The following is a 13,222-nucleotide window of genomic DNA, read 5'->3' on the forward strand; positions in this document are numbered from 1 at the left end:
CCCAAACCCCGGACCTGAGCCCGCGGCTACTCGGCCAGCATCGCGTCGATCAGCGCCAGCGCGGCGGGCGAGGACCAGTCGGCGTCGCCGGTCATCCGCGCCACCTCGCGCCCCTCGGCGTCGATCAGCACCGTGACCGGCATCGCCAGCACCCCCATGCTGCGCGCCAGCGCCATCTGCGGGTCGGTCAGCGTCGGCAGCGCGCTCACCCCGGCCTCGGCGAAGAAGCGGGTGATCGCGGCCTCGGTGTTGCGGCCCGAGGCGACGGTCAGCACCGCGAAGCGGTCGCCGCCGCGGGCCTTCTGCAGCGCGTCGAGGGCCGGCATCTCCTCGCGGCAGGGGGCGCACCAGGTGGCCCAGAAGTTGAGCAGCACCACCTTGCCCTTCCAGTCGGCGAGCGTGTGCGTCCCGCCGGTCAGATCGGTGAAGGTGGTCTCGGGCGCCGGCGCCGGGGTCGATTCGACCAGCTTCGGCAGGCCCGCGTCGCGGGCGGCCTGCCAGTCCACCGCCCCTCCGGCGGCGGCGTTTGCAGCCAAAAGCAGCGACGTATAAAGGGCGAGTGACCGCAGCATGAGCTTTCCCCCGACAGACAGGACCGCGTGATGACCGACCCCCAGACCCCCGACCGTGACGCGGAACGCTCCGCCAACACCATGTGGGGCGGGCGCTTCGCCGCCGGGCCGGACGCGATCATGGAGGCGATCAACGCCTCGATCGGGTACGACCGGCGGATGAGCGCCCAGGACATCCGGGGCAGCCGGGCCCACGCGGCGATGCTGGCCGCGCAGGGCATCATCAGCCCTAGCGATGCCGAGGCGATCCGGGAAGGGCTGCTCACCGTCTTGTCAGAGATTGAGGGCGGGGACTTCGTCTTTTCCACCGCGCTCGAGGACATCCACATGAACGTCGAGGCGCGGCTGAAGGCGCTGATCGGCGAGCCGGCGGGCCGGCTGCACACGGCGCGCAGCCGCAACGACCAAGTGGCGACGGATTTCCGGCTGTGGGTGCGCGACCAGTGCGACGCGGCGGTGGGCGGCCTGCAGGCGCTGATCCGTGCGCTGGTGGCGCAGGCCGAGGCGGGGGCGGACTGGGTGATGCCGGGCTTCACCCATCTGCAGACCGCGCAGCCGGTGACCTGGGGCCATCACATGATGGCCTATGTCGAGATGCTGGGCCGCGACATCGGCCGCTTCACCGACGCGCGGGCGCGGATGAACGAGTGCCCGCTGGGCGCGGCGGCGCTGGCGGGGACGGGGTTCCCGATCGACCGCCACGCGACGGCGCAGGCGCTGGGGTTCGACCGGCCGAGCGCCAACAGCCTCGACGCGGTGAGCGACCGCGACTTCGCGCTCGAGTTCCTGAGTGCGGCGGCGATCTGTGCCACCCATCTGAGCCGGCTGGCCGAAGAGCTGGTGATCTGGTCCTCGGCCCAGTTCCGCTTCGTCGCCATGTCCGACCGCTGGTCCACCGGGTCGAGCATCATGCCGCAGAAGCGCAACCCGGACGCGGCCGAGCTGATCCGGGCCAAGATCGGCCGCATCCTCGGCGCGGCGGTCGCGCTGTTCACGGTGATGAAGGGCCTGCCGCTCGCCTATTCCAAGGACATGCAGGAGGACAAGGAACAGGTCTTCGACGCCGCCGACACGCTGATGCTGGCGCTGGCCGCGACGACCGGGATGATGTCCGACCTGACGGTGAACCGCGACCGGCTGGAGGCGGCGGCCTCGAGCGGGTTTTCCACCGCCACCGACCTTGCCGACTGGCTGGTGCGCGAGGCGGGGCTGCCGTTCCGCGACGCCCATCACGCGACGGGGGCGCTGGTCGCCGCGGCCGAGAAGCGGGGGGTGGACCTGCCCGAGCTGACGCTGGTCGAGATGCAGGCGGTCAATTCTGCGATAACGCAGCAGGTGTATGAGGTTTTGGGCGTTCACAACTCGGTCGCCTCGCGGCAATCATATGGCGGAACCGCGCCGGATCAGGTGCGGGCGCAGATCGCCCGCTGGAAGGGCGTGATGGAGGGGTGGGAATGATTCGCGCATGGCTCGGGCTGGCGGCGCTGGCCGCACTGGCGGGGTGCGGGGTGGACGGGGCGCCGGTGGCGCCGGCGGCCCCCACCGCGACGCAGGTGACGGTGCAGCCGGGCGTTCGCGTGACCGGCGACGCCTATGTGGGGATGCGCTACAACTGATCCCGGCACCGCGGCGAACCGCGGGCAGGGCAGGCCGGGCCATGACCCGGCCGGACGAGAGCCCGGCGAGGCAGGGCGAACAGGCAGGGCGAACAGGCAGGACAAGGGGACAGGAATTGAGCAGCTTGAACGCATGGGGCGGCCGGGGCACCGGCATCGGCATGGGACTGGTCGCGGTGCTGGCGCTGGCCGCCTGCGGCGGCGAGACCCGGCGCACGACCGTGGACGGGCCCGAGACGGCGGTGATGATCCAGAAGGGCACCTACGTCTACAACCCGAACCGCCCGCACCCGCCGGTGTCGCTGTCGCGCTCGGACCTCGAGGGGATTGCGATCCGCTGAGTGGTTGAGGCGGGCGCCGGCGTCGGGGCGGTGGTGGGGTCTTGCGCATTGGCGTTGTGGGTTGGTGCGTGCGGAGCACGCACCCTACGGCGAGGGCGGGATTGGTGCGTGCGGAGCACGCACCGTACGCCGAGGGGGACGTGGGGTTGGTGCGTGCGGAGCACGCACCCTACGCCGGGAGGCGTCGCGTAGGGTGCGTGTTTACACGCACCATTGACGGACGGTCGGGCGACCGTGGGAAGGGGCGAAGGTCGTAGGGTGCGTGTTCACACGCACCGTTGCGGGACGGTCGTGCAACCGGACGCACCCTCCCGGCGCCGGCCCTTCGCTGGACCCCCGCACCAACGCGCGCGGCCTTCAACGCCCCCGCGGGGCGCGCTATACCGGATGCTCGCGGTGCTGGCGTCCCTCGGGGCGCGCGGGGCCGCGGTCGGGCACGGGCGATCAGGGGCGGCATGGATCACTTCACCTACCGGGACGGGGCGCTGGACGCCGAAGAGGTGCCGCTGGCGCGGATCGCGGCCGAGGTCGGCACCCCGGTCTATGTCTATTCCGCCGCCACGCTGACCCGGCATTTCAACCTCTTCCGCGAGGCGCTGGCCTGGACGCCACATCTCGTCTGTTATGCCGTCAAGGCGAACTCGAACCTCGCGGTGCTGCGGCTGCTGGGCGGCCTCGGCGCGGGCATGGACGTGGTCTCGGGCGGCGAATATGCGCGCGCCGTGGCGGCGGGCGTGCCGGGCGAGCGGATCGTGTTCTCGGGCGTCGGCAAGACCCGCGACGAGATGGCCCGCGCCATCGCCGGCGGCATCCGCCAGTTCAACGTCGAGAGCGAGCCCGAGCTTGCGGTGCTGTCCGAGGTGGCCGCCGCCATGGGCGCCGAGGTGCCGATCGCGGTGCGGGTGAACCCCGACGTGGACGCCAGGACCCACGCCAAGATCGCCACCGGCAAGTCTGAGAACAAGTTCGGCATCCCGATCGCCCGGGCGCGCGAGGTCTATGCCCAGGCCGCCCGCCTGCCGGGGCTGCGCGTGGTGGGCATCGACATGCACATCGGCAGCCAGCTCACCGACCTCGCGCCCTACCGGCAGGCCTATGGCAAGATGGCCGACCTCTGCCGCGTGCTGCGGGCGGACGGGCACGCGATCTCGCGCCTCGACATGGGGGGGGGCCTCGGCATCCCCTACCGGCGCGGCAACGAGGCGCCGCCGCTGCCGCTGGAATACGGGCAGGTGATCCGCGAGACGGTGGGCGATCTGGGCTGCGAGATCGAGATCGAGCCGGGGCGCAACATCGTCGGCAACGCGGGCGTGCTGCTGGCCTCGGTGATCTTTCTCAAGCGCGGCGAGGGGCGGGATTTCCTGATCCTCGACGCGGCGATGAACGACCTGATCCGGCCGGCGATGTATGACGCGCACCACGACATCGTGCCGGTGGTCGAGCGGGCGCCGGGCAGCGCGGTGGCGCCGGTCGACGTCGTCGGGCCGGTCTGCGAGAGCGGCGACACCTTCGCCCGCGGGGTCGAGCTGCCGGGGCTGGAGGCCGGAGAGCTGGTCGCGTTCCGCTCGGCCGGGGCCTACGGGGCGGTGATGGCGTCCGAGTACAACTCGCGCCCGCTGGTGCCCGAGGTGCTGGTCTCGGGCGACCGCTATGCGGTGATCCGGGCGCGGCCGACGATCGAGGAGATGCTGGGCCGCGACCGCATCCCGGACTGGCTGTGAGCGCCCTCCCGCCCGAGGCCGGGCGGGACGCGCCGCCGGCGGGCGGCGGGACGGGCGTTGAGCCGGCGCTGCCGCGGGCGGCGCGGCGGGCGGTGGCGCTGACCCGCGCGGGCCTCTGGTGGGAGGCGCTGGCGGCGAGCTTCTGGGCGCCCGCGGCGCTGGCGGCCGGGCTGGTCGCGGCGCTGGCGCTGGGGGTCGTGGCGGGGCTCGATGCGGCGGGCGTGCCGGGCTGGGCGCTGGCGGCGCTGGGCGGGTTCTGGGCGCTGATCTTCGCGGCGACGGCGCTGGCCGGGTGGCTGCGGTTCCGCGCCCCGCGCCGCGCCGAGGCGCTGGCGCGGGTGGACCGGCGGCTGGCCGGGCGGCCGCTCAGCGCGCTGGGCGACCGCATGGCGCTGGGCGGCCCCGAGGCCGCGGCGCTGTGGGAGGCGCATCTCGACCGCGCCTGGGCCGCCGCCGCCGCGGCGCGCCCGGTCGTCCCCGACGCGGGGCTGGTGCGGCGCGATCCCTACGGGCTGCGGCTGATGGCGCTGACCGCGCTGGTCATGGCGCTGGTCTTCGGCGGCCTTGCCCCGGCGGGGCAGGGGCTCTCGGCGATGGCCTCGGGCTGGCGGCCGCTGCGGGACGCGCCCGATCCGGGCGCCTCCGCCGGGCCGGCGTGGGAGGGCTGGGCCGAGCCGCCGGCCTATACGCGGCGGCCGACGATCTATCTCAACGCGCTCGAGGCGGACGGGCTGGTGGTGCCCGAGGGCACGGTGCTGAGCTTCCGCCTCTATGGCGACGGGCTCGCCGTGGCGCAGGACGTGGGTGAGCCGCTGGCCGAGCCGGCGGGCGCGGCGGGCGCGCCCGAGGCGGTGCGGCTTGAGCGCGTCACCGCGCGGCGCGACGGGACGGTGAGCGTCGGCGACCGGCGCTTCGCCCTGACGGTGACGCCGGATGCGGCGCCCGAGGTGAGCCTCGCGGCGCTCGCCACACGGCGCGCGGACGGGCGGCTCGCGCAGGGGTTCAGCGCCCGCGACGACAACGGCGTGGCGGCCGGCACGGCGCGGATCGCGCTCGACCTTCAGGCGGTGGACCGGCGCTTCGGCCTGACGCCCGACCCCGAGCCGCGCGAGGCGCTGAGCCTGCCGCTGCCGCTGCCCGCGGCGGGGGCGCGGCGGCAGGTGCAGGGGACGCTCGGCGCCGATCTGGCGCGGCACCCATGGGCCAACCTGCCGGTGCGGATCACGCTCGAGGTGCAGGACGGGATCGGCCAGACCGGGGCCACCCCGCCGGTGGCGATGGTGCTGCCGGGGCGGCGGTTCTTCGACCCGCTGGCCGCGGGGCTGGCCGAGGTGCGCCGCGACCTGATGTGGTCGCGCGACAACGCCGCCCGCAGCGCCCGGCTGATCCGGGCGATGGTCTGGCGCCCCGACCGCGCGGTGCCCGACGACGCCGCCCGCGCCATCGTCGCCGCGGTGCAGGCGCTCGAGGCCGGGCCGCTGACGCCCGAGGCCCGCGACGCGGTGGCCGAGGGGCTGTGGACAGCCGCGGTGGCGATCGAGGACGGGGGGCTGTCGGACGCGCTGGCGCGGATGCGGCAGGCGCAGGAGCGGCTGTCCCAGGCCATCCGCCAGGGCGCCAGCCCCGACGAGATCGCCCGGCTGATGGACGAGCTGAAGGCCGCGACCGACGCCTATACCGAGATGCTCGCGCAGCAGGGCGAGGACCCGGCGGCGCGCTTCGACCGCTCGGAACGCCCGGTGCAGGAGATCACCGGCGACCAGATCCAGCAGATGATGGACGAGATCCAGCGGCTGATGAACGAGGGGCGGATGTCCGAGGCGGCCGAGCTGCTCGAGCAGTTCAACCGGATGATGGAGAACCTCGAGATGCGCGAGGGCGGCGCGGGCGGCGAGGGCGCGCCGGGCAGCCGGGCGCAGCGGCGGCTCTCCGAAACGCTGCGCGAGCAGCAGGATCTGGCCGACGAGGCGCTGCGCGAGGCGCAACGCGATCCGTTCGGGCTGGGGCGACAGGGGATGGACCCCGAAAGCGGCGCCGCGCCGGGCGAGGGGGAGGCCGGGGCCGGGCCCGAGGGCGCGCAGCCGGGCGAGCCGGGCGCGGGTGCGGGCGAAGGGGAGGGGGAGGCCGAGGGCGGCAGCCTCGCCGACCGCCAGCGCGGCCTGCGCGAGGAGCTGGGGCGGCAGCGCGGGCTGATGCCGGGCCGCGGCACCCCCGAGGGCGAGGCCGCGGGGCGCGAGATCGACCGCGCCGGCCGGGCGATGGAGGACGCCGAACAGGCCCTGCGCGACGGCGACCCGGCCGGCGCGATGGACCGCCAGGCCGAGGCGATCGAGGCGCTGCGCGAGGGGATGCGGGCGCTCGGCGACCTCGCCGCGCGGCAGGGGGGCGAGCGCGGCCAGCCGGGCGACCAGGGCACCGGCGAGGACGGGCAGGCCGGCATGACGGGCCGCGCGCAGGGCGAGGGCGAGGGCCGCGCGGACCGCCCCGGCCGCGATCCGCTGGGCCGCGACCGCAGCGGCCAGGGCGGCAACATCGCCTCGGGCGAGGCGCTGGCCGAGGGCGAGCGGCAGGCGGGCCGGGCGCGCGAGCTGCAGGATGAGATCCGCCGCCGCGCCGGCGAGCCGGCCCGGCCGCGGGCCGAGCGGGATTATCTGGGGCGGTTGCTCGGGGCGGAGTGAGGGGGGCCGAGGGGCGAAAATCCTTGCAACGAAAGGCCGAATGCGGTAGTTAAATAACCAGCAGCAGACAGCGGGGCTTTCGGAAGATCGCTGCTGCATACGCACCCTCCGGGGTCGGTATATCACGGTAAGGCGGACCCGCATGACGACAGGCCCCCTTCGGGGGGCCTTTTTCGTTGTCCGAGACGGGCGGTGCAGGGTCAGCGCTGAGCGGGAACGCGACAATTCTTGAAATGCGCTGTCTTGATCAGGCTGCGGATTTTTTCGCGTCGCGGATGTTTTTGAAAGTTCAGCGGCTGCTGATAACAAGACCTGATCGACATCTCGACATCGAGATCGTCGATGGCGCTGGGATAGAGATAATAGAACAAGACCCAGTGGACGCCGTTCAGCAGCGCGGCCTGGGGTGCGGGCAATACGGCGAGATGGTTGACCTGATTTCGGTCGCGGCTTGGCCAACTGTACGCGTTCGCGGCGACGATCTGTCGGATATCGTTCGCCAACGTCAATGACCGATGAAATCGCTGGCCGCAGAGAGACCGGGGTGCCCCGTTTTCGTCCAGGAAATCATGTGCGGCCCCAACAGGTGCGGTCGAGAAGACGTGAGAACTGAAGGTCACCCGCACGGCAAGATCGCGACCTCCTGCGGCTTGACCAGCTAGGGTCAGGCGGAACGGCGCCAGATGTGCGAGGTCGTAGGCTGTGCCATGCACGGTCAGAGCAGCAGGAAGACCGACCTTCATCCTCGACCCGACTGCCTGATGCCCCGCCCGTTGCGCCTTGCCTCAGAGCGCCCCGCGCACCCGGGCCACCAGTGCGTCGGCTTGGGTGTCGAGCCAGATGCGGCCCTCGTCGACCTGCGCCCGCCAGCTCATCAGCGTGGTTCCGAGCGCCCCCTGATCCGCCATCCGGGGCGCCAGCGCGTAGAGCGTCACCGCCACCAGCGCCACCATCACCGCGAGGTGATAGCCCGCGTCGTGCCGCCGCCGGGCGCGGGCCGCGCGGGTGACGGCGGGGGGCGGGCGCCGGGTGGCCCGGGGGGCCGGGTTGGGCAGCGGAGCGGACGTGTGGGCGGCGGTGGAGGCGGGTGCCTCGGTGGTGTGCGGGGGCGGGTCCGAGGGGGCGGTCCCGCGCGAGTCCGGGCTGCGGGGGTCAGGGCTGAGGGTCAGGTCGCCGTCGGTGGCGTCGGCGGCGGGCGGCACATCTAGAGGCGATGCGGCGGGTGGCGCAGAGGGGCGCGCGGCCGGCGTCAGTGCAGCGGGCAGCGTGGACGGCGCAGCAGAGACCGGCGCGGGTTCGATCCCCTCAGGCACAGCGCCCGCACCCGCCGGATCGGCGTCGCGCGACGGCCCGACCACCAGACCTTCCGCCGGCGTCTCCGGCGCGTCGCCCGGCAGGGTCGTGTCGGGGGTCGCGTGGCGGGCGAGAGCCGCGGCGGTGCGGGCGGTGGCGCGTTCGGCCTCGCGCTCGGCGGCGCGGGCCTCGAGCTCGCGGGCGGCCTCGCCGCGCAGGATCTCGATCACCGATTCGTCCAGCGGCCGGCTGAGCGCGGGGCGGGCGGCGGGGTCGAACCCGGCCGGATAGGCGCGCCAGACGTGCTCGCAGGCGGAGCACTCGACGTCGCGGCCGCGGGCGGGGATCGCCTCGGCGTCGATCTCGTACTGCGCGCCGCAGCGCGGGCAGACCAGCCGCATGGAAGCCCTCCGTTCCTGTACCCGGCCCGGTCGCGGCCCGGTGCCGTGCGGCACCGTGTTTCCATCGCCGCCCGGACGTTCTATCACGCTCCCGTCTATCAAGACCCCGTCCGACCGCCAAGCGCGCCCGCAGGGCACCCGAGGGGCGGGACCGGGGGCGGGGGCAAGGAGGGTTGACGTGATCGAGATGCGGGATGTGGCCTTCGCCTACCCACGGGGTGGCGCGCTCTTCAAGGGCCTCACCCTCAGCCTGCCGCGCGGCTCGTTCCACTTCCTCACCGGGCCGTCGGGGGCGGGCAAGACGACCTTCCTGCGGCTCTGCATCGCCGACCTGCTGCCCTCGGCCGGGCAGATGACGCTGTTCGGCGAGGATGCCGCGACGCTCGGCCGCGATGCCATCGCCGGGGTGCGGCGGCGGATCGGGGTGGTGCACCAGGATACCCAGTTCCTCGACCACCTGCCGGTGGCCGAGAACATCGCCCTGCCGATGATGGTCGCGGGCCAGCCCATCGACATGCAGGCGATCCGCGACCTCCTCGCCTGGGTGCAGATGACCGGGCAGGCGCGCGCCATGCCGCCGTCGCTGTCGGGGGGCGAGCGGCAGCGGGCGGCGCTGGCGCGCGCAGTAATCCTGTCGCCGGACGTGATCCTGGCCGACGAGCCGACCGGAAACCTCGACTGGGAGATGTCCTTGCGCCTGCTGCAGTTGCTGGTCGAGCTGAACCGCTCGGGCAAGACGGTGCTGATCGCCACCCACGACCTGAACCTGATCCGCGCGGCCAAGCAGATGGTGTCGGCGCGGGTGCTCAGGATCGCGGGCGGGCGGTTGCAGACCGCGGGGGCCGAGCTGTGAGCGGGCCGGGGGACAGCCGTGGCGACAGCCGCGCGAAGCTGCGCGACGCGGGTGCGCGGATGCGCGACCTCGCGCGGCGCGGCGGCACGGCGGCGCGGGCCGACCTCAAGGCGCTGGACATGGCGACGCTGTGGCGGGGGCTGATCGGGCGGCAGGCGGGGCTGGCTGACCGGATCGTGCCGCCGACCGGCATGAACGCCCGGCTGACGGTGTTCGCGGCGGGGGTGATGGCGTTCCTCGCGGTGTTCGCGCTGGCGCTGGCGCTGGCGACGGGGCGGCTGGCCGACCGCTGGGCCGAGGGGCTGGCGCAGACCGTGACGGTGCGCGTCTCGGCCCCGCCCGAGGCGATCGAGGCCGAGACCGCGGCGGTGATGGCCGCGCTCGAGACCACGCCGGGCGTGGCCGAGCGCCGGCTCTTGCCGCCCGACGAGGTCGAGGCGCTGCTCGAGCCGTGGTTCGGCCCCGACGTGCCGGTGGACGCGCTCCCGGTGCCGCGGCTGATCGAGGTCCATACCGACGACGATTTCGACGCCGCCGCCCTGCGCCTGAGGCTCGAGGGCGAGGCGCCGGGCGCGGTGCTGGACGACCACACCCAGTGGCGGCGGCCGCTGGTCGCGGCGGCCTCGCGGCTCAGGACGCTCGGCTGGCTGTCGCTGGCGCTGATCGGGGCCGCGGGGGCGGCGATCGTGACGCTCGCGGCGCAGGCGTCGCTGGCGGCGAACGGGCAGGTGATCCGGGTGATGCGGCTGATCGGGGCGCGTGACCTGACCATCGCGCAGGCCTTCGTGCGCCGGCTCACCCGCCGGGTGGCGCTGGGGTCGGCGGGCGGCACGCTGATCGGGATGCTCGCGGTCTGGGCGCTGCCCGACATGAACGCGGCGGGCGGGTTCCTGACCGGGCTCGGCTTCACCGGCTGGGGCTGGCTCGCGCCGCTGCTGATCCCCGTGGTGGGGGTGCTGGTGGGCTTCGTCGCCACCCGCGCCGCGGCGCTGCGGATGCTGCGGGCGGTGCGCTGATGGCCCGGCGGGTCGAGACCCCCGGCTGGGCGCTGGACCACGGCCCGGCGGCCGATCCGGCCGCCTATCGCCCCGGCCCGCTGCCGGCGCTGTGGCGGGTGCGAACGACCGTCTATTACCTCTGGATCGCCGGGGTCACGCTGGTCATGGGGCTGTGGTGGCTGCCCAAGGTGATGCGCGACCCGCGCAACGCCCATGTCCTGCCGGTGGTCTGGACCGGGCGGCTGCTGGCCGCGGCGCGCACCATCCTCGGCGTCTCGGTCGAACTGCGCGGCACGCCGCCCACCACCGACGCGATCATCGCCGCGAAGCACCAGAGCTTCCTCGACATCCTCGCCATCTCGCACGCCGTGCCGCAATGCGGCTTCATCATGAAGCGCGAGGTGATGCGGGTGCCGGTGATGGGCTATTACGCCCGCCGCGCCGGCTGCATCCCCATCGACCGCGCCCGCGGCGTCGAGGCGATGCGCCAGATCACCGGCGAGATCGCCGAGCGCATGGCCGGGCCCGAGGGGCTGGGCCAGCTCATCATCTATCCCGAGGGCACCCGGACCCGGCCGGGCGAGCGGCGGCGCTACAAGCACGGGGTGGGGACGGTCCAGGCGGCGACCGGGCTGAACGTGCACCCGGTGGCGGTGAACTGCGGGATGTTCTGGCCGCGCGAGGGGCTGCGCATCCGCCCCGGCCGGTCGGTGATCGAGTTCCTGCCGCCGGTCCCGCCCGAGGCCGACCCGCCCGAGACCGTGGCCCGGCTCGAGGCGCTGATCGAGGGCCGCTCGGACGCGCTGATGGCGATGGCCGGGCTGGCGCTGCCGGCCGCGGAGGCGCCCCGGGCCTAGGGCGCGGGCAGCACCTCCACGCGGTGTTCCGGCATCACCGGGACCAGCAGGCTGTCTCCGCTGCGGGCGAGATCGGCCGGGCCTTGCATCGCCGGGGCGGCGACCGGCTCAGCCGCGCCGGTTGCGGGATCGACCCGCAGGATGCGGCCGGGCGTCGGGGTCCCCATCGCCACCCAGTCGCTGACGATCAGCGCCCCGTCCGCGGCCAGCGCCACGCCGTCGAACCGCCCGTGGAGGTCGCCCACCGGCGCCGTGGCGCCGCTGGTCAGGTCGATGCGGGTGATGCCGCCGCCTTCCAGCTGCGCGCCGGTGGCCACGACATAGGCGCGGTCGCCGTCGGCCACGACGCCGTTCGCGCCGCCGATCCCGCTGGCGATCACCTCGAACCGGCCGGTCCCGGGGTCGAGCGAGAGCACGCGCCCGGCCTCGAAATCCGTGACCAGCAGACGTTCGCCGGCCGGGGCGAGGTCGTTGAGCGACCGCGCGCCCGCGGGGCGGTATTCGGCCAGCTGGCGGCCGGTCGTGGGATCGAAGGCCACGATGCGGTCGATGTCGGCGACGTAGAGCCGCCCGCCCAGCAGCGCCAGACCCTTGGGCGAATCGAGCGGGGTGTCGGGCTGCGGGATGGCGGGGCCGTCCAGCACCTCGCCCTGCGGGCCGATCCGGGCGATGAAGCCGTCCCCGTCCCGGGTCGAGGTGTCGAGAGCCTGCCCGAGGTTCGAGACAAAGCCCTGCTCGCCCGCCATCACGACGCTTTCGGGATGGGCGAGGGCGGGGGCGTCGGCCACGGCGGGGCCTGCGGCCACGAGCGCGGCCACGAGCACGGGCACGAGCGCGGGCACGGGCGCGGCGGCGGCGAGGGTGAAGCGCATCGGATGTCCTTTCCTGATGATCCGGCTCTGGGTCCGGGTCTAGCGGGGCGGGCGAAGGCGCGTGGTCCCGGCCCGCGCGACTCTGGTCCCGAAACGCTCGATCGGGTGATGCGCGCGGGCGCGCGGGGTGGCACTCTCGGCCGCATAACGATCGCCGATCCCCAGCTCACGCTCATCAACCGCCTGCGGGCTATGGTCCCGCCGCCCGCGGCCGGACCCGTGCCCGGCACCGGCAAGGTCGGCGCCGGGCCGGGTCTCTTCACCTATTGCGCGCTCAGCCGCGAGCGGATCGCGGATGTCCTTGTCGAGCAGCCCGCGGTCGGGATCGTGCTCGAGGGCCGCAAGGAGCTGTGGCTCGGCGCGGACGAGGCGGCGGTCTGCCGGCCCGGCGACGCCTTCATCGTGCCCGCCGACACGCCGCTCACCGCCGTCAACATCCCCGATCCGCAGCGCGGCTGGTATCGGGCGCTCATCATCGAGCTGGGGGCCGCGGCGCTGCCCGTGTCGGCGCGCCGCGCCGGACCCGGCCTGGCGCTGACGATGACCGGCGCGCTCGAGGCGGCGCTGTGGCACGCCGCGCAGGCGATCGCCGACGCGCCCTCGCGCCCGGCGGTCCGGCAGGCGCGGCTGGACGAGCTGGCCGCGCTGGTGCTCGACGACCCGGTCGGGGGGTGGCTGCTGCGGGCGCGGGCGGGCCAGCGGCTGGCCCGGCTGCTGGCGGCCGATCCGGCGCGGGACTGGACCGTCGATCAGGCGGCCGCGGCGCTGGGCCTTGGCAACGCCACCCTGCGGCGCCGGCTGGCCGCCGAAAAGACCTCGTTCCGGGCGCTTCTGCGCAGCGCCCGGCTGGAGCGCGCGCATCGCGTCCTGTCCGAGACCGGCCGGTCCGGCGCTGCCGCCGCCGCCGCGGGGCTGCGCTCGCGCGGGCATTTCGCGCGCGCCTATCGGGCACGGTTCGGCCACAACCCGGCGCAGTCCGGGCCGGGTCTGGACAACCCGCCCCACCACCCCTAGCTCTGG

General features: G+C 74.5%; 13 protein-coding genes. 9 read left to right on the forward strand and 4 right to left on the reverse strand.

Going from position 1 to position 13,222, the window contains the following annotated elements; genetic code table 11:
* Positions 1–26 precede the first annotated feature (26 nt).
* Positions 27–572 (reverse strand): TlpA disulfide reductase family protein, encoded by a 546-nt coding sequence (locus tag HGN31_RS10630; RefSeq protein ID WP_036735208.1) that lies wholly within the window; start codon positions 570–572, stop codon positions 27–29.
* A gap of 30 nt (positions 573–602) precedes the next feature.
* On the opposite strand from HGN31_RS10630, the gene argH reads away from it, so the two are divergent.
* The 5 genes from argH (at position 603) to HGN31_RS10655 (ending at position 6,928) form a co-directional block, all read left to right on the forward strand.
* Positions 603–2,030, forward strand: coding sequence for an argininosuccinate lyase (gene argH / locus HGN31_RS10635; RefSeq protein ID WP_168783160.1), 1,428 nt, complete (start codon positions 603–605; stop codon positions 2,028–2,030).
* Entirely contained in the window at positions 2,027–2,188 is a 162-nt protein-coding gene (locus HGN31_RS10640) for an argininosuccinate lyase (protein ID WP_168783161.1), read from the forward strand. The genes argH and HGN31_RS10640 overlap by 4 nt, the downstream gene beginning before the upstream one ends.
* Before the next feature lie 116 nt (positions 2,189–2,304).
* A complete protein-coding gene (locus tag HGN31_RS10645) occupies positions 2,305–2,529 on the forward strand; it encodes a hypothetical protein (RefSeq protein ID WP_139305904.1) in 225 nt (74 codons plus the stop codon).
* 455 nt (positions 2,530–2,984) lie between these two features.
* Positions 2,985–4,250: a diaminopimelate decarboxylase gene (gene lysA / locus HGN31_RS10650; protein ID WP_168783162.1), complete on the forward strand. Its 1,266-nt coding sequence runs from the start codon at positions 2,985–2,987 to the stop codon at positions 4,248–4,250.
* Positions 4,247–6,928: a DUF4175 domain-containing protein gene (locus tag HGN31_RS10655; RefSeq protein ID WP_244960975.1), complete on the forward strand. Its 2,682-nt coding sequence runs from the start codon at positions 4,247–4,249 to the stop codon at positions 6,926–6,928. Before lysA ends, HGN31_RS10655 begins: the two co-directional genes overlap by 4 nt.
* A gap of 200 nt (positions 6,929–7,128) precedes the next feature.
* On the opposite strand, the gene HGN31_RS10660 is transcribed toward HGN31_RS10655, so the two are convergent.
* Positions 7,129–7,671, reverse strand: a complete 543-nt coding sequence (locus HGN31_RS10660) for a hypothetical protein (protein WP_168783163.1) — start codon at positions 7,669–7,671, stop codon at positions 7,129–7,131.
* A gap of 42 nt (positions 7,672–7,713) precedes the next feature.
* Positions 7,714–8,622, reverse strand: a complete 909-nt coding sequence (locus HGN31_RS16325) for a zinc-ribbon domain-containing protein (protein ID WP_211096285.1) — start codon at positions 8,620–8,622, stop codon at positions 7,714–7,716.
* Between the two features lie 178 nt (positions 8,623–8,800).
* On the opposite strand from HGN31_RS16325, the gene HGN31_RS10670 reads away from it, so the two are divergent.
* The 3 genes from HGN31_RS10670 to HGN31_RS10680 all read left to right on the forward strand — a co-directional run bounded on the left by HGN31_RS10670 (position 8,801) and on the right by HGN31_RS10680 (position 11,330).
* Entirely contained in the window at positions 8,801–9,475 is a 675-nt protein-coding gene (locus HGN31_RS10670; protein ID WP_036733044.1) for a cell division ATP-binding protein FtsE, read from the forward strand.
* Between the two features lie 119 nt (positions 9,476–9,594).
* On the forward strand, positions 9,595–10,491 hold the full coding sequence (locus HGN31_RS10675) for a cell division protein FtsX (protein WP_036733074.1): 897 nt from the start codon (positions 9,595–9,597) through the stop codon (positions 10,489–10,491).
* Entirely contained in the window at positions 10,491–11,330 is an 840-nt protein-coding gene (locus tag HGN31_RS10680; protein WP_168783164.1) for a lysophospholipid acyltransferase family protein, read from the forward strand. Before HGN31_RS10675 ends, HGN31_RS10680 begins: the two co-directional genes overlap by 1 nt.
* Here the strand turns inward: HGN31_RS10680 and HGN31_RS10685 are convergent.
* Complete coding sequence (locus HGN31_RS10685) at positions 11,327–12,202, reverse strand: SMP-30/gluconolactonase/LRE family protein (RefSeq protein ID WP_168783165.1); 876 nt, start codon at positions 12,200–12,202, stop codon at positions 11,327–11,329. The genes HGN31_RS10680 and HGN31_RS10685 overlap by 4 nt on opposite strands.
* Before the next feature lie 192 nt (positions 12,203–12,394).
* On the opposite strand from HGN31_RS10685, the gene HGN31_RS10690 reads away from it, so the two are divergent.
* On the forward strand, positions 12,395–13,216 hold the full coding sequence (locus HGN31_RS10690; protein ID WP_168783166.1) for a helix-turn-helix domain-containing protein: 822 nt from the start codon (positions 12,395–12,397) through the stop codon (positions 13,214–13,216).
* The last annotated feature ends 6 nt before the right edge of the window (positions 13,217–13,222 follow it).

It is taken from the genome of Paracoccus sanguinis (assembly GCF_012689545.1).
GTDB lineage: Bacteria > Pseudomonadota > Alphaproteobacteria > Rhodobacterales > Rhodobacteraceae > Paracoccus > Paracoccus panacisoli.